Annotated in this window: 15 protein-coding genes; 6 read left to right on the forward strand and 9 right to left on the reverse strand. The window is 39.8% G+C overall.

Annotation, left to right across the window (positions count from 1 at the left end; translation table 11 throughout):
* Positions 1 to 568: 568 nt before the first annotated feature.
* Together OQX63_RS10515 and bshC are read right to left on the reverse strand one after the other, a co-directional pair.
* Entirely contained in the window at positions 569 to 1654 is a 1086-nt protein-coding gene (locus OQX63_RS10515; protein WP_265850827.1) for an Ldh family oxidoreductase, read from the reverse strand.
* Between the two features lie 89 nt (positions 1655 to 1743).
* Entirely contained in the window at positions 1744 to 3330 is a 1587-nt protein-coding gene (gene bshC, locus OQX63_RS10520; protein WP_265850828.1) for a bacillithiol biosynthesis cysteine-adding enzyme BshC, read from the reverse strand.
* 300 nt (positions 3331 to 3630) lie between these two features.
* Here bshC and OQX63_RS10525 point away from each other — a divergent pair, with 300 nt between their 5' ends.
* Positions 3631 to 3963, forward strand: coding sequence for a hypothetical protein (locus OQX63_RS10525; RefSeq protein ID WP_265850829.1), 333 nt, complete (start codon positions 3631 to 3633; stop codon positions 3961 to 3963).
* A gap of 83 nt (positions 3964 to 4046) precedes the next feature.
* Here OQX63_RS10525 and OQX63_RS10530 read toward each other — a convergent pair whose 3' ends face one another.
* The 5 genes from OQX63_RS10530 to OQX63_RS10545 form a co-directional block, all read right to left on the reverse strand.
* Positions 4047 to 5963 (reverse strand): DEAD/DEAH box helicase, encoded by a 1917-nt coding sequence (locus OQX63_RS10530; protein WP_265850830.1) that lies wholly within the window; start codon positions 5961 to 5963, stop codon positions 4047 to 4049.
* A gap of 275 nt (positions 5964 to 6238) precedes the next feature.
* On the reverse strand, positions 6239 to 6604 hold the full coding sequence (locus OQX63_RS10535; protein ID WP_265850831.1) for a DUF2200 domain-containing protein: 366 nt from the start codon (positions 6602 to 6604) through the stop codon (positions 6239 to 6241).
* Positions 6605 to 6629: 25 nt separating this feature from the next.
* Positions 6630 to 7103 carry a hypothetical protein gene (locus OQX63_RS23460; RefSeq protein ID WP_416276530.1) on the reverse strand — a complete coding sequence of 158 codons (474 nt, stop codon included), beginning with the start codon at positions 7101 to 7103 and terminating at the stop codon, positions 6630 to 6632.
* Between the two features lie 8 nt (positions 7104 to 7111).
* Entirely contained in the window at positions 7112 to 7660 is a 549-nt protein-coding gene (locus OQX63_RS10540) for a DUF4256 domain-containing protein (protein WP_265850832.1), read from the reverse strand.
* Positions 7661 to 7688: 28 nt separating this feature from the next.
* Positions 7689 to 8156: a DUF4293 domain-containing protein gene (locus OQX63_RS10545; protein WP_265850833.1), complete on the reverse strand. Its 468-nt coding sequence runs from the start codon at positions 8154 to 8156 to the stop codon at positions 7689 to 7691.
* A 192-nt stretch (positions 8157 to 8348) separates the two neighbouring features.
* Between OQX63_RS10545 and truA the strand changes: the two genes are divergently transcribed.
* The 5 genes from truA to rlmF all read left to right on the forward strand — a co-directional run bounded on the left by truA (position 8349) and on the right by rlmF (position 14667).
* A complete protein-coding gene (gene truA, locus OQX63_RS10550; protein WP_265850834.1) occupies positions 8349 to 9101 on the forward strand; it encodes a tRNA pseudouridine(38-40) synthase TruA in 753 nt (250 codons plus the stop codon).
* A 175-nt stretch (positions 9102 to 9276) separates the two neighbouring features.
* Positions 9277 to 11046: an ABC transporter ATP-binding protein gene (locus OQX63_RS10555; RefSeq protein ID WP_265850835.1), complete on the forward strand. Its 1770-nt coding sequence runs from the start codon at positions 9277 to 9279 to the stop codon at positions 11044 to 11046.
* 57 nt (positions 11047 to 11103) lie between these two features.
* Complete coding sequence (locus tag OQX63_RS10560) at positions 11104 to 12126, forward strand: isoaspartyl peptidase/L-asparaginase family protein (RefSeq protein ID WP_265850836.1); 1023 nt, start codon at positions 11104 to 11106, stop codon at positions 12124 to 12126.
* Positions 12127 to 12202: 76 nt separating this feature from the next.
* Positions 12203 to 13489 (forward strand): C4-dicarboxylate transporter DctA, encoded by a 1287-nt coding sequence (gene dctA / locus OQX63_RS10565; RefSeq protein WP_265850837.1) that lies wholly within the window; start codon positions 12203 to 12205, stop codon positions 13487 to 13489.
* Between the two features lie 209 nt (positions 13490 to 13698).
* Positions 13699 to 14667, forward strand: a complete 969-nt coding sequence (gene rlmF, locus OQX63_RS10570) for a 23S rRNA (adenine(1618)-N(6))-methyltransferase RlmF (RefSeq protein ID WP_265850838.1) — start codon at positions 13699 to 13701, stop codon at positions 14665 to 14667.
* 246 nt (positions 14668 to 14913) lie between these two features.
* On the opposite strand, the gene OQX63_RS10575 is transcribed toward rlmF, so the two are convergent.
* Both OQX63_RS10575 and OQX63_RS10580 read right to left on the reverse strand, forming a co-directional pair.
* A complete protein-coding gene (locus tag OQX63_RS10575; RefSeq protein ID WP_265850840.1) occupies positions 14914 to 15603 on the reverse strand; it encodes a VIT1/CCC1 transporter family protein in 690 nt (229 codons plus the stop codon).
* A gap of 65 nt (positions 15604 to 15668) precedes the next feature.
* Positions 15669 to 16091, reverse strand: coding sequence for a cupin domain-containing protein (locus tag OQX63_RS10580; protein ID WP_265850841.1), 423 nt, complete (start codon positions 16089 to 16091; stop codon positions 15669 to 15671).
* Between the last annotated feature and the right edge of the window lie 921 nt (positions 16092 to 17012).

Genomic DNA, 17012 nt, shown 5'->3' on the forward strand with positions numbered 1-17012 from the left:
TGGAATCATATTTAGTGTTCACCGCCGCTTTACCTCACACGATCGTCATACTGAATTTATTTTATTAGCAGTTTTTATTGTTTTAAAGGCCTAATAGCCACTTCGTGGTCAGCATCTTTCCTGCTATTTAAGACCCTGAGATGAATTCGGGGTGACGACACTAATGTTAAAATACCTAAAGAATAGTTCTAAAAGCAAAATTATTAATCGAACTCAATTTAGTAGATTTTTTGCCACGCTTGCCGACTAGTGAGGCATGGAACTACGGAAAGCACGAAATCTCCAGGTGTTGTCCTCCTTAGGAATAATTTATGGTATAAAAGTCAATATGATTGACAGATAAATTTTAAGTAGGTATATCTCTCGAGAGATCGTCATTCCCAACTTGATTGGGAATCGTAATGCAAGTGCTTTAAGATTCCCGCCTGCGCGGGAATGACGACCGCGAAGTGGATTCAGTCAATGGTAGCATAGTCGAAGGATTTTTAAGTAAAAAATATAATTACGACACCCAACTTTGTGCGCTTAGCGCCTTATCTTTGCACGCTTTGCGGTTAAACAAAATCAATTATTTCAATTCCTCTAAACCCAATTTTATCGCCAACTCATTCAGATCTTTTACCACCGCATCAATGATCGGAATACCGCTGATTTTTCTTTCCTGCTCAAATTCATGCTCAGGTTCTCCCGGGATGATCACCTTTTTGTTGGGATCTATTGTTTTAGCACTTTTAAAGCGTTCTACCCAATTATCTAAATGATCTTTAAAGTCTGCGGCTGGTCTGAAGCCATCTACACGCATAGCGCCTAAAAAATGGCCAAGTCCTTCACCAACCGGATTTGCAGATGGTTCTAAAAATGCTACAAAAGGAGGGACCCATGGGCCGTAATTTGCACCAGACAATACTGCCGATAAAATATCTACTGTTGCACCCAATCCATAACCTTTATGGCTGCCATGATCTTTATCGCTCCCTAAAGGAAGAAGCGACCCACCATTTTTTAATTCGTTAGCGTTAGTAGAATTTTCGCCATCTTTATCCTGGACCCAACCATCGGGAATGCTTTTATTGGCACGTTGCGCAATTTCCAATTTTCCGTTAGCTGCGGCTGAAGTAGCCATATCTACAATTACCGGTGGATATTTGCCCGCAGGGAAAGCATAACACATGGGGTTGGTGCCCAGTAAACGTTCGTTGGCATAAGTAGGCGCAACGAGGGGGCTTGCATTCGTCATGCTGATGCCGATCATATCTTTTTCTACAGCCATTAAAGCGTGGTAACCTGCTATGCCGAAGTGATTGGAATTTTTGACCGATACCCAGCCACTGCCGTATTTCTCTGCTTTTTCGATAGCAACCTGCATGGCAAAAGGCGCCACAACCAGTCCCAGTCCGGCATCCCCATCTACTGTTGCTGTAGTAGGGGTTTCATGTACAATTTTAATGTTCGGGTTAGCATTAATTCTTTTCTTTTCCCAAAGGCGCACATAGCCACTTAAACGTGCAACGCCATGCGAGTCGATTCCACGTAAATCTGAGCGGATCAAAACATCGGTTGCTAAATTAGCATGTTCATCAGAACAGCCCATTTTTTTAAAAACGCTATAAGTAAAAGCCCTGAGCTTGGTTTCAGTAAAGGTGATGAAGTTCATTTTATAATATTTGTCGTCACCCTGAATTTATTTCAGGGTCTTTTCAATAGATGCTGAAACGAGTTCAGCATGACGAATCTAAAAATAAATTACGGCAATAAAAGCGTAAAATCGCCGCCCAATGGTTCAAAATTTTCTATGCACGACGAAAGGAAATCTTCTCCATAATTTACATACATGGGGGCAATATTCAAGATCCTTTCCTGCAATGTACCATTTGGAAATAGTCTTTTCTTTACGTTATCAATCTGTAGCAATGCCGTTTCATGTTTTCTTTTCTCTGCCCTGAATAGTTTCTTTTCCAGGTTAGCCAACAAATGGTTAGCTCTTTGCTTTGCTGTATCGGCAGACACAGATAGTGTTTTATCTATTTTATAGGCATTCAACTTAATTTGGTCGAAAATGCTGTTAATGGCCCGTGTTTCATCGGCTAAACTAAGCTGAGCTGTCGTATTTCGCTTTACCCAGATATTTTTCAGTTCTTCCACCGGAAGAAAAATATCTTCTAAAGAAAAGCCCAGTCTGTACAGATTTTCTGCACTGCGTTTGTCTATCAGTAAAGCTGAATTGCGAAGCAGTAACACCGGGAAATCCACCTTATAATAATCGAAATTTGCTTTTAGCTGCATCCAGTAAGCTACTTCAGCGCCACCTCCAATGTAGGCAATGTTAGGCAAAATTACCTCCTGGTACATGGGGCGCATTACCACATTAGGGCTAAACCGCTCAGGGTGAGAATCGATTTCGGCTTTTAATTCGGCTTCTGTAAAACTGATTTCTGTATGGTTCACAACATATTTGCCATCTTCAAAAATCAAGCGTTCGCGGAGGTTATCAATCAGGTAAAAGAAATTAATATCCCGACCGTTAACCTGTGTTTTATAACCCAGTTCTTCCAGATTTTTAGAGCTGTTTTCAATATTTTTTGCACTGTTATGCTGAATAATATCTTCGGTAACGATATTTGCAAATTGCTTTTTTAATTGAGTGTCATCTGCATTTACAATCACCAAGCCATATTTCTCAAATAAGTTATTCACTAAAAACCTGGTGGCATCGGCTAAATTATCATGTTGCAAATAAGCCTGTTCTACCAGTTTGGCAATCCGCTTTCCATTTTTCGAGATGCCAAGGTATCCTCTATATGCAGTTACTGCTGCGGCAACTGTTTTGGTACTTAGTCTTCCGGTTGCACCATTGGTTTGCTGGATCCAGCTGATGTTTTTTTCATCGACGCTTACGTGGTTGATCTCTTCAAAATCATGATCTTCGGTAGCCATCCAATAAACCGGGACAAAGTTTTTATCGGGATGAGCCATTTTCAGCTCGATGGCTAAATTGATGGTCGTTACAATTTTATAAATAAAATAAAGCGGTCCGGTAAATAAGTTTAACTGGTGGCCGGTAGTTACCGTAAAGGTATTACCGAGGGCTAAAAGTTCTATGTTTTTGCTAACTGATTTATTGGGCCGTAAGTGCTGATATTGATCTTGCAGAACCTGCACTAAGGTAGTCCGGTCTCCAAGGAAGTTTCTATGCTCAATTGCGCTGGCTAAACCGGCCATATCTGGGCGGTAACTGTAAAAAGCTTTAAGCTGCTCTTCGTCGTTAATATAATCTAAAACCAGTTTTGAAAATGAACCGGTTTCCTGATAGGAAATGTATTTTGCCTGCATAATGAGCGAAAGTAGTGCAATTTAAGGATAAATATAAAGTCGAGCCACTATTTTACAATTGTTAAATAATTAAAGTTGTTTTCCTTGATACTAAATTTATGAAATACACTTTTGGATCAATATCTGCTTTAAAAAAGTTGTGTTATCAAGAGGTACAGCCTGTAATTCTGCATCTGTAAAATCCAGCTGAATAAACCATTCTAGAAGGTATTTATTTTAAAATAATGTTTTCTTAGTCTGGAAAAGCATTATTTTCTATAAATTTATGACGCGCATTAGCCATTAAATAATCTAAACACCTTGGAAAAAGTAACTTTATTTTACCTGGAAAAACCTGATATTAAAATATCTATGGAGTTATATTTTAATGACAACGACCAATTATATTTTGATGGATATGATATTGGTAAATCGGTAAAAGAAATATGGGGAGATTCTGATTATGAGTATTGCTATTCTATTGAATTGGAAGAAGTTGCTAAATTTTACGAGATATTCAATTTAGAGCAGGGTGACAGATCTGGTTTGCTACAAACTCTGAAGCTTCAGTTTAGTGGAAATAAGGCTTATTCATTATTTGGTGAATTCATGGATGCTGAGAATATTAAGTATGATCGTTTTTCTTGGGCCTGACAGTTTTAGAATTACTAAATTGCATAAAAAAAACCGGTTTCGAATAAACGAAACCGGCTTGTAAAAATATTTGGTTTAGTGATTTACCATTTTTTACGGCGTTCGCCACTTCCACCTTCACGGTTTCCGCCCTCTCTACGTCCGCTTCCACCTTCTCTGCTTCCACCTTTTTCATCACGGCTACGTCCGGAGAAATCTCTGAAACCGCCACCGCTGTTTCCACCTTCACGTCTTCCGCTGCCGCCAGAACTTCTTCTGTCGCCACCGCCATTGCCACGGTAACCACCGCCACCGCCGCTTCTGCGTTCTCCGCCGAAACCACCGCCACGTCTTTCACCGCCACCGCGTCTTTCGCCAGCACCTTCACCACGACCGCTATCTCCGCTTTTCTCGATACGTACCTGGCGACCTTTAAATTCAACTGATTTAAAGCCTTCAAAAACTTTGTCAGCAACATCATCTTCTACTTCAAAGAAAGAGAAAACACCTTTTAAATCAATTTTACCAACGCTCTTGCCACCAATTTTTCCGTTATTACAGATAAATGATAACATATCGCCGCGGGTAAACTCATCTACAGAACCTAAGTTGATGAATAAACGGGTATAACCTTCGCTACCACGTCCGCGTCTTTCGCCACGTTCGCCTCTTTCACCACGATCATCACCTAAAGCAGCATTTAAATCTGGTGCTTTGGAATAATAATCCAAGAAACGGTTAAATTCTAACGAAGCAAAACGTTTAATTACATCCTCTTTAGATAGATCTTTAAATTCATCCATAATACGTGGGATGTACTGATCAATTTGCTCTACGTTAACTTCAACGTTATGTACTTTATGTACTAAAGAGAATAGTTGTTTTTCGCAAACATCAAATCCTGTTGGAAGTTCAGCTTTAGTAAATTGTTTACCAATGATACGCTCCAATTGACGGATTTTTCCAACTTCTTTAGAGTTGATGATACAGATTGAAATACCAGTTTTACCTGCACGGCCGGTACGGCCTGAACGGTGGGTATAACTTTCAATTTCATCTGGTAACGAATAGTTGATTACGTGCGTTACATTGTTTACATCGATACCACGTGCAGCAACATCAGTAGCAATTAACAATTGCATGTTACGCTCACGGAAACGTTGCATTACTTTATCACGTTGTTGTTGCGATAAATCGCCGTGTAAAGCATCAGCATTGTAACCATCTTTAATTAAGTGCTCGGCAACATCTTGTGTATCCAATTTGGTTTTACAAAATACTACAGCAAAAATTTCAGGGTTAAAATCTACAATACGTTTTAAGGCAGCATATTTATCACGTGCACGAACAATGTAATATTCGTGTTCGATGTTAACATTACCTGTGTTTTTTGTGCCCATGGTTAATTCTATAGGGTTATCCATATAGTTTTTAGCTATACGGCGAACTTCTGCTGGCATGGTAGCCGAGAATAACCAGGTTTTTTTGTCATCAGGAGTGGTTGATAAAATGTCGTTGATGTCGTCCTGGAAACCCATGTTCAACATCTCGTCAGCTTCATCAAGCACCACATATTTAACATTTGAAAAATCAATGGCTTTACGGCCAATGATATCCAACATACGGCCGGGCGTGGCCACTACGATCTGAATGCCTTGGCGTATTTCGCGTAGTTGTTGCATAATGTTCGCGCCACCGTAAACGGCAACAACGTGGGCATTAGCAATGTTTTTAGAAAAGTTTTTAAGGTCGTTAGCGATCTGCAAGCATAACTCACGGGTAGGGCATAAAATCAATGCCTGTGGTTTGTTAACTTTAAAATCGATTAGTTCTAACAGCGGCAAACCAAATGCGGCTGTTTTTCCTGTTCCTGTTTGGGCCAAACCAACAAAATCATTAGTGCCTTCTAACAGTACAGGAATACTTTGCTCCTGAATCGGCGTTGGATTTTCGAATCCAAGGTCCTTTACGGCATTAACGACGTCATCACTTATCCCCAATAATTGAAATGGGTTTGTCATTCGTCTATTTATTTTTAATTGAGCCGCAAAGGTACGATTAATATTCCGTATTTCGCAGATAATCAAGTAAATAGTTTTTTAGGCTAATTGTTTGGAAATAAGGAAGAAATAAGTGCTGAAAAAAGAAAAACGTAAAATGGAAGGTCGGTACGGCTCAAATTGCTGCACGGAATTCTTTTAATAACTTCTCGCGATAAAAACCTTTTGAGTGTTAAGGGTTGAATTCGGAAGTCTATCAGGAGATCATACTTGATTGATCAAATGCAATTTTTAGTTTATCCAGCCCTCAAAATTTTCTCCATCGTTTTGCCTTTGGCCAGTTCATCAACCAATTTATCTAAATAGCGTACTTGTCTGGTTAGTGGATATTCAATTTCCTCAATTCTGTAACCACAAATTACGCCTGTAATCAAATTTGCTTTCGGATGTATATGCGCATGCTCAAAAAAATCCTTAAAGGTTGTTTTCTGTTGGATGCATTTTTGGAGTTGTTCTTTATTATAGCCAGTTAACCAGCTAATTACCTGGTGCAACTCTTCAACAGTTCTTCCTTTTTTCTCAACTTTTGTGACGTAATGTGGGTAAACTGATGAAAAAGTTATTTTAGCTATTTTTTCATTTTGCGCTGGTGTTACATTCATCCTATTTGTTTTAAAAACCTGTTTTTCAAGATAATCCCTGAAATTTATTGAAGAATCTATCTATTCGCCTTTTATTTTCTTGTTGCAGTAAAGACGGATAAAGGTTCATGAGCACGTTTACAAACATGATTGTGCCGGCAGATTTAAATTTTAAATTGTAAAAGGCAACAATTGCAAAACAGGTTACGAAAATAAACGCGATTAAATGATCTATTTCGGATGTTGTCATTTCAGCACGTAATTTAATTAAATCAGCCTTTTCAATCTTGCATTTCAATTTAAGTTTTTGATTGAAAAATTTGAAAAAGGTATTTTTTACAATCCATTTGAAAAAATGCATTCCAATAATTTTATTTGCTTTTTCGCTTTTAATAAAATTAAGGTGGTTTAGGTGTTTATTATAAAAATCAGTTTTTTTGATGAAGGCGTTTATCAACATACCAACAATCCAGGATATAAAGACAATTGAAATGCTGAAGGATGGATATTTTAAAATCATTTTTAAAATTAAACGCTTAAACAGGCTCTGAAACCCCTTGCTGCATAATAAGATTCTGCCCCATTATGGTAAGTGAAAACTTTCCCATAGCGGTAGTCGCAAAACAATGCGCCACCCAGCTTTCTGATATCATCAGGTGTTTTAATCCAGCTCGAACTTTTGGTGTCAAACGTACCAAATTGCTGCAAATAATGGTATTGTGTTTCGGTTAAAAGTTCAACGCCCCATTTATTTGCAAGCTTGATAGCGCTATCTTTTGGTTTAAATTCTTTTCTTGAGGCCAGCGCTTCGGCATCATAACATAAACTTCTACGTCCTTTTGGGCTTTCTGCAGTGCAATCGAAAAAAAGATATGCTCCGGTTTTTTCATCAAAATCAATTACATCCGGTTCACCGCCGGTTTCTTCCATTTCATTTAGGGCCCAGAGTTTCTGCGGATCGGCTTCTAACTTATTAAGTATGTTTAGCCATTCCAATCCCTTATGCCGGTTCATGTTTTTTTCGAAACGGGTCTTTAGTTTTTCCAATAATCCCTGAGTTTGATCTGTAGATAACATCCGATTCTTTATTATGAAATTAATTAATTTACCTCAATCTTTCAGCCGAACGGATCAGCCTTTCGTCTTTATTGATGCCGAAAATGGCCAGTACAACAAATAAAATGGCTAATGCGGGTAGGTAAGCCCCGAAACCAAAATTTGCTCCGGCAATGCCGCCAGGAAGTTCTTTTGCATAAATGCTGCACCAAAAGGCAAAACCAACAATTAGGATAATCGTAACGATGGCGAAACGCTTTTGGAAACTTCTCTTTTTATAATTGAAAATATTGATGAAACAGATCAATGCGACTGCAATATTAGTAATCAGTAAGGGTAAAAAAAACTCAACATTTAATGTCTTTCCTGTTTTTCCTTCAAGATAATGATGTAGGCCATTCGTATAAACGTTTGCTTCCGAACCATCAACTGTTTTTGTTGCAATTGGTAAAAACAGCATTAAAACCAATGTTAAAGCCGCTAAAAAAAGCCAGATAGATTGTATTCTTTGTATCATGAATGTAAATATATTGGAACAAATCTAGCCTTTTTTGATAAAAGAAAGAAAGATTAAAGTTCCTGGATAGGAGAGGGATTCATAAGAAGCATTAATTGCTATTTGTGATGGGAATTTGCGCTGAACTCCAAACTCCCAACGCCAAACTTTCGCCTTTGCCCTTTGCCCGTTAAACTGTACTTTTGCATCGCTTTGAATAAAAAAAGGTATTTCATCCAATTGGCTTATGATGGTAGCTTATACCACGGCTGGCAAACCCAACCCAACGCAATCACCGTTCAGGAATTGTTGGATAAGGCTATGTCTGTGTTTTTTCGGCAGCCTATCGAAACATTGGGCTGTGGCAGGACTGATGCGGGTGTGCATGCCACAGATTTTTATGCACATTTCGATGTTGAAGATGTAGATGAGGTTAAAGTATTGAATGCCATTACAGGTATCAACGCCATGTTGCCTTATCAAATTGCTGCAAAATGCATGATACCGGTACACCACGACGCCCATGCCCGCTTTGATGCCACAGCACGTGCTTATAAATATTTTATCCACTTCGAAAAAGACCCTTTTAAAATTAACAGATCGTGGTTGGTAAAAGATCAGCTTGATGTTGAGGCGATGAATGAGGCCGCAGCTGTGCTATTAAATTATACCGATTTTTCTTGTTTCAGCAAATCCAATACCCAAACTTTTACCAATAATTGCAAGATCACCAAAGCCGTGTTTGAACGGCAGGAAGGCGGCTTGGTTTTTACCATCCAGGCTGATCGTTTTTTGCGGAACATGGTAAGGGCCATTATGGGTACTTTGGTATCGGTTGGTAAAAAAGAAATAAATTTAGCAGCTTTTAAAGCGATAATAGAAAGTAAAAACCGCAGTAAAGCCGGGCAATCGGTACCTGCCTGTGGTTTATATTTAGTAAAGATAGACTATCCGTATTTGGGATAGTTGGCCGTTAGGAGCTTGAGGTTAACCTTTGCCATATACAATGAAAAAATGAAATTATTAATTTACTAATTAAACCTTTTTTAAATACATTTTCAAACCCTAAACCCTAAACCCTAAACCCTAAACCCTAAACCCTAAACCCTAAACCCTAAACCCTAAACCCTAAACCCTAAAAATGGCAGTTACAGGCGACGTATATAACACCGGATTACTGAAACGTATTTTTCAATACGTAAAGCCTTACCGTACCGTGTTTGTATGGTCGGTTATTTTAACTATTTTGCTGGCGGCCATTTCGCCTGTGCGTCCGTTTTTGATCAAATACACACTCGATCATTATATTTTAACCGGAAATTATTCTGGCCTGGTAAACATGACCATGTTGATGATTTTTATGCTCATTTTGCAGAGTATAGTCCAATATAACCATACGCTTTTAACCAATACATTAGGTCAGTCTGTTATCCGCGATCTGCGGATCAATGTTTTTAACCACATTACTAAGTTGCGGCTTAAGTATTTCGATAAAACACCAATAGGACAATTGATTACCAGAACGGTTTCAGATTTGGAAACCATTGCTGATATATTTTCTGAAGGTTTAATTTCCATGATTGGCGACAGTTTGCAGGTAGTGGTTATTGTAGGGGTAATGTTATATACCGACTGGCAGTTAAGTTTGGTTGTGCTTTTACCCATTCCGCTGCTGATTATGGCTACCCGGAAATTTCAAAAAGCCATTAAAGCCGCGTTCCAGGAAATCAGGAATGAAGTTTCTAACCTGAATACCTTTTTGCAGGAGCACATTACCGGTATTTCTATTGTACAGTATTTTGCCAGGGAGAAACAGGAGTACCGAAAATTTTATGCCATTAACAAACGTTACCGCGATGCCAATATCCGTAGTAACTGGTATTATTCTATATTCTTTCCTGTGGTTGAGTTGATTTCGGCTATGTCTTTAGGTTTACTGGTATGGTATGGGGCAAAAAGCATTCTTTCCAAACCTTTGGATGTTACACCTGGCACCATCACGCAGTTTATTATGTACCTAGGCATGGTATTTACGCCAATTCGCCAATTGGCAGATAAATTTAATACCCTGCAAATGGGTATGGTGGGAGCAGAACGTGTTTTTAAAGTTTTAGATACGGACGAAACTACCCCTAATAACGGTAAACAAAAGCCAGCCAAACTGGATGGAAATATTAAGTTCGAAAAGGTTTGGTTTGCCTACAATGATGACAGCTATGTGCTAAAAGATCTCAGTTTTGAGGTGAAAGCTGGCGAAACGGTTGCCTTGGTTGGTGCAACAGGTGCAGGTAAATCTTCTACCATTAATATCCTGAACCGTTTTTATGAGGTTAAAAAAGGAGATATTACGGTTGATGGCATCCATATAGAAGATTTTGAACTCGATTACCTGCGAAGCCACATTGCAACTGTACTTCAGGATGTTTTCTTGTTTTCAGATACCATTTTAAACAACATTACGCTAAACAATCCTGAAATCACGATTGAAGAAGTAGTAAATGCGGCTAAAAAGGTGGGTGCTCACGATTTTATTGAACGTTTACCCGGTGGCTATCAGTATAATGTAATGGAAAGGGGAGCAACCCTTTCTGCAGGTCAGGCACAGTTGATTTCCTTTATCCGTGCATTGGTACATAGTCCTGCTATTCTGGTTTTAGATGAGGCCACCTCATCGGTTGATACTGAAACCGAATTATTGATCCAGAAAGCCATTGATAATTTAATGGAGGGCCGCACCTCAATTGTAATTGCCCATCGCTTGTCAACCATTCAAAAAGCCGATCAGATTATCGTGCTCGATAAAGGCGAAATCAAAGAAAAAGGTACCCATCAGCAGTTGTTAAAGCTAAACGGTTATTATAAAAAGCTTTATGATCTGCAGTTCTCTTCTAAAGGGATTGCCAAAGTTTAAAAGCAATTATTCTCCGGGATTTTCTTAATTTAACATCTTCTTAAATCCGGTAAGAAGATGAAATTGTTCAAAATATTTAGCTTATTTATGCTTTTGGCCTTAGCAGTTAATGTTTCGGCGCAGAAAAAATATGTTATGGTGATCCACGGTGGTGCAGGTACCATCTTGAAGAAAAACATGACACCAGAGAAAGAGGCCACTTACGTTGCTACGCTAACAAAGGCTTTACAGGCTGGTTATGCAGAAATTAAAGCAGGTAAATCGAGTCTCGACGCGGTTGAGGCAACGATCCATGTTTTAGAAAACGACCCACATTTTAATGCGGGTAAGGGTGCCGTTTTTACCCACGATGGCAGAAATGAATTGGATGCAGCTATTATGGATGGGAAAACTTTAATGGCGGGTGCCGTTGCAGGTGTTACAACCGTTAAAAATCCAATTTCAGCAGCAAGAGCGGTGATGGAAAAATCAGAACATGTGATGATGGTTGGTTCAGGTGCAGATCTGTTTGCGAAAGACGCAGGACTTGAAATTGTAGATCCGAAGTATTTCTGGACAAAAGAACGTTGGGATGGTTTGCAGGAAGCGATCAAGGAAGATTCTACCAAAGCAGTTTTAGATCTTGGTAGTAAAAAATCTGGATTGCTTGGCATCAAAAACCACGATTATAAATTTGGTACAGTGGGTTGTGTGGCTTTGGATCAAGCAGGCAATCTGGCATCAGGGACATCAACTGGAGGTATGACCAACAAAAAATATGGCCGTGTGGGTGATGCACCGATTATTGGCGCAGGTACTTACTGTAATAATGAAACTGCAGGTATTTCGTGTACTGGTTGGGGCGAATTTTATATCCGTAATGTGGTAGCCAAAACCATTTCCGATTTAATGGAATATAAAGGATTGTCAGTTGCCGAAGCCTCGAAAATGGCATTGGATAAAGTGGGAAAAATGGGTGGCGACGGTGGTTTGATCGCTTTAGATAAAAAAGGCAACGTAGCCATGCCTTTTAATACCGAAGGCATGTATCGGGGCACGATAACTGCTGATGGTAAAATTGAAGTCAGCATTTATAAATAACGTACTAGCTGTTTTAAAGTCGAACTTTTGTATTATTTAGAAAATTACTCATATATTTCTTACTCATATCAGGTAAATGACATTTAAAGAATTTGTAAAGAAAATATTCTCCAATCTAACCTTTCAGGTTTTACTTGCTATTATTATAGGAATCAGTGTAGGTACCTATTTTCCTGGTTTTGCGCCAACAGCCAAACTAATCAGTGATGGGTTTATCAGCCTGATAAGCATGTTAATTGCGCCGATCATATTTTTTACCATTGTTTTGGGCATCGCACATATGGGCGATATGAAAAAAGTAGGCAGGGTTGGTGGTAAAGCGCTGTTATATTTCGAAATTGTGAGCACGGTTGCCATTGCCATTGGTTTATTGGTAGCCAATATATTGAAGCCGGGTGCAGGGATGGTAGCCAGGATCAGCGATGCGACAAAAATTGCAGGTTACGCCAAGCAGGCAAAAGATATGAATTGGGCAGAGTTCTTTCTGCATATTATCCCACATAATGTAATGGCCGCTTTTGCTGAAGGCAATATTTTACAGATTTTATTATTTGCGATTCTTTTTGGTTATGGATTAAATAAACTCGGTGGCGAAGGTACCGCGGTTTTAAATGCCTTCGATAAAATATCGAAGGTGTTGTTTAAAATTATGAAACTGATTATGCGGTTAGCCCCAATCGGTGCTTTCGGCGGAATGGCCTTTAGCATTGGTACGCATGGACTGGAAAGTATAGTGGGAATGGCCAAATTAATGGGCTCGGTTTACTTAACCTGTATTTTGTTTATTTTTATTGTGTTAAACGGAATCTGCAGATACTATAAATTTAGCCTTTGGCAATACCTGAAATACATCCGTCAGGAGATATTGATTGTGTTGGGTACCTCTTCTTCCGAATCGGCCTTGCCCAGTATGATGCAGAAAATGGAAAGCATCGGCTGCGATAAATCGGTAGTGGGCTTGGTTATTCCTACCGGCTATTCTTTTAACCTCGATGGTACAGCCATTTATCTGGCTATGGCGGTGATATTTCTCTGCCAGGTTTTTCATGTCGATTTAACTTTGGGGCAGCAGATTACCGTTTTAGGTGTGTTGATGGTTACTTCTAAAGGTGCCGCAGGTGTAACAGGAAGTGGTTTTATCGTTTTGGTATCAACCCTTACCGCGTTAAAAATTATGCCGATTGAACATATCTCGATCTTAATTGGGGTAGACCGCTTTATGAGCGAAGCCAGGGCCATTACCAATGTAATCGGAAACGGCGTGGCTACCATTGTAATTGCTAAAAGTGAAAACCAGTTTGATGAGCAGAAATATTTAAATGCCATTCAACCTGTAACCATAGAAAAAGGTGAGGAAGGTTAGTTTGGAATTGAGCGTTTGGCCTAAGGCGTTCAGGGAGTCGAAAGCAAATGGTTAGTTTGGAGTATGGAGTTGAACCTCCTCCCAACTAAAAACTCCCAACTCCAAACTATTAGCGCCTTCTAACCTTTAACCTTCCCGTCCTCAACCTTTTTTATGTATCTTTGCAGCAGAAACAGGCAACACAGCTTGTTTAGTTAATTCATAGCACATTGGCTCAAGAAGAACAAAATAACCGCAAAGAAAAAAGCGAGTTACATCCACGCAACAAACACCGTTCGCGTTACAATTTCAAACAACTTACCGCAACTTCAAAAGAATTAAGACGTTTCGTTTTTAAAAACGAACATAACGACGATTCTATCGATTTTGCCGATCAAAATGCAGTAAAAGCACTAAATAGGGCTTTGTTAAAATATTTTTATGATATCCAGCAATGGGATATTCCTCAGGATTTTCTTTGTCCGCCTATTCCTGGCCGCGCAGATTATATTCACTATGTTGCAGATCTATTGGGATCAAGCAATAAAGGTAGAAACCCAAAAGGCACAGGTATTAATGTATTGGATATTGGTGTAGGTGCCAACTGTATTTACCCGATTATTGGTCACCAGGAATATGGCTGGAGTTTTGTAGGTTCAGAAATAGATCCACTTTCTGTTGAATCGGCAAAACGCATTGTCGAAGCCAACAAACCGCTGCAAGGTGCTGTAGAAATCCGTCAGCAATCATCAAAAATGGGTATTTTTAGGGGGATTGTAGGTAGAACTGAACGTTTTGATGCGGTGGTTTGTAACCCACCGTTCCATTCTTCATTAAAAGAGGCCGAGCAAGGTACCCGTCAAAAATGGCGTAACCTTGGAGGTAATGAAAAAGAAGTAAAACACGTACTGAACTTTGGGGGGAATAAGGCAGAGCTGTGGTGCCCTGGAGGTGAGCGTGCTTTTGTTGAGCAGATGATTATTCAGAGTTCGCAGATTAAAAACCAGGTTTTGTGGTTTACCTCATTGGTATCAAAAAGCGCCAATCTGAAAAGCATTTATAATGCTCTAATTAAAGTAAATGCCTTTGAAGTAAGAACCGTGCAAATGAGCCAGGGCCAGAAAATCAGCCGGTTTGTGGCCTGGACTTTCCAGGATGAAAAAGCACAGACCGAGTGGGTAAAAGGATGGAAGGGCTAAGTTGGGAGTTTCCATTTTGGAGTTTTCAGTTTTGGGCGCATAATTCAGGCAAATGATATAGTAATGCCGAGTGGATATTAATTCATTCGGCATTTTTTGTTCATAGTTGTTTCCTTTTGAACATCGGAATGTAGATCTTGATTATGATCAGCTGAATTAAAGTTGTTTATAAAAGGCAGTAACTGGTTGCCAAACCGACAAAACTTTTAAGTACAGGCGCTAAATTACAGCGCTGCGAACTCAAAATTATCCTGTCTTAGCGCCAAAAATATATCCTGCTAAAGCAGTTACCACCATGGCCACGGTGCCCCAGAAGCAGATTCTAACTACGGCTTTAATTACATTTGAACCTCCAGCCTTTGCTGCAATCGTACCAGATAAAGCTAAAAATACAATGGCGAAACCATATTGATAAAACACCATCGATTTAATGGGAGCAAAAAAAGCAACCAGAAATGGTAAAATACCACCGGTAATAAAAGATGCTCCAGATGCAAGAGCTGCCTGAAGCGGTTTTGGCTGCGTAATTTCGTTAATGCCCAGTTCATCTCTGGCGTGCGCGGCCAAAGCATCTTTCTCTGTTAGCTGTATCGCCACCTGCATGGCTAAATCTTCATCCAGCCCTTGGGCCACATATATTTTCGCAAGTTCTTTAAGCTCTACTTCAGGCATGGTTTCGAGTTCCGTTTTTTCACGGTCCAGATCTGCTTTTTCAATGTCGGCCTGAGAGCTTACCGAAACGTATTCACCAGCGGCCATTGATAATGCGCCCGCAACTAAACCGGCCAAAGCTGCCAGTAAGATAGGATTTCTCGTATCGCTCGCAGCAGCTATACCAATAACCAAACTTGTGGTAGAAATAATCCCATCATTGGCACCCAGTACGGCAGCCCTTAACCAGCCTGTTCTATTTGTGTAATGCTTTTCCAGTTCCATTTTAGTGATGTATTCTCTGTTTTTTGTCAGTCTGAGCGGAGTTGAAGACCCTTATTCGAATATCATCATTTCTTTTCATAAACAATCAAAATCACCAGGTCATTGTCTGCATTTGGCGTAATACCATGTGAACTGCCTGGTCGGGTTAAAACAGCATCGCCTGGTTTAACTGCAAAAGTTTTTCCATTCATTTGCATGGTCCCATTTCCGCTGATGACATAATAAATTTCATCTTCCTTTTGTAGGTGATAACCGATTGACGAACCCGGTTTTAAAATACGTTTTTTGAAAATAGTTTTGAGGTTTTTAGCTTGGGCAAAGAAATTAAAACCGATCGTTTTGCCTCCACCATTATGGGTGCCGGCTTCTTCTTTCGCTACTTCAGCATCGTTTTGCAAAATATATTTACTCGTATCGGCAGTTTGTGCTTTTGCTGCGATTGAAATAAAAAATGTGAAAAATAGTACGGATAATGCTCTACTGGTCATTTGGCTCGTTTTATAATAGTTATCGGGTTTAAGCTTTAGTCTTTCCGCTTTGGTCTCTAAAGGTAAATTTAAGCGTTTTGTCAGGGAGTTGCCAAAAGCCCCGCACCATTGTTACTAAACCCGATCGCAGTGGTTCCGGTCCTTCACCGGAAGTAACGGAGAGCGGGACTGAAGCGCACCAAAAGAACGTGACTGCTCATTTCCTAATCAATATAGAAGTGTTTTTTTGTAAATGAGCGATTTGTGGTTCTTGGCGGTCTTTAGTCCTGCCATCCACTGTAGCTCCGATAAAAGACCTGTGAAACAAGCAAGCACACCAAAATATAACATAAACAAGTGCTTAAATCGGAGGCTGCCGTTGCTGTCAGGTTTATAACCGAAGGCTTGCTCCTGATGTGGCGCCAGGAAAGGTCAAGCGTCGTTACCTCGCGCTTTTAACTTTAGTCTTTCTGCTTTGGTCTCTAAAGGTAAATTTAAGCGTTTTGTCAGGGAGTTGCCAAAAGCCCTGCACCATTGTTACTAAACCCGATCGCAGTGGTTCTGATTTTTCATCAGAAGTAACGGAGAGCGGGACTGATGCGCGCCAAAAGAACGGGACTGCTCATTTCCCAATCAAAAGAAAGAATATTTTTTGTAAATGAGCGATTTGTGGTTCTTGGCGGTCTTTAGCCCTGCCATCCACTGTAGCTCCGATAAAAGACCTGTGAAACAAGCAAGCACACCAAAATATCACATAAACAAGTGCTTAAATCGGAGGCTGCCGTTGCTGTCAGGTTTATAACCGAAGGCTTGCTCCTGATGTGGCGCCAGGAAAGGTGAAGCGTAGTTACCTCGCGCTTTTAACTTTAGTCTTTCCACTTTAGCCTTTAAGCTTTGGTCTTTAGTCTTTCCGCTTTAGTCTTCAGTCTTCCCGCTCCAGCC

Origin of the sequence: Pedobacter sp. PF22-3 (assembly GCF_026239555.1) — a bacterium.
Taxonomy (GTDB): domain Bacteria; phylum Bacteroidota; class Bacteroidia; order Sphingobacteriales; family Sphingobacteriaceae; genus Pedobacter.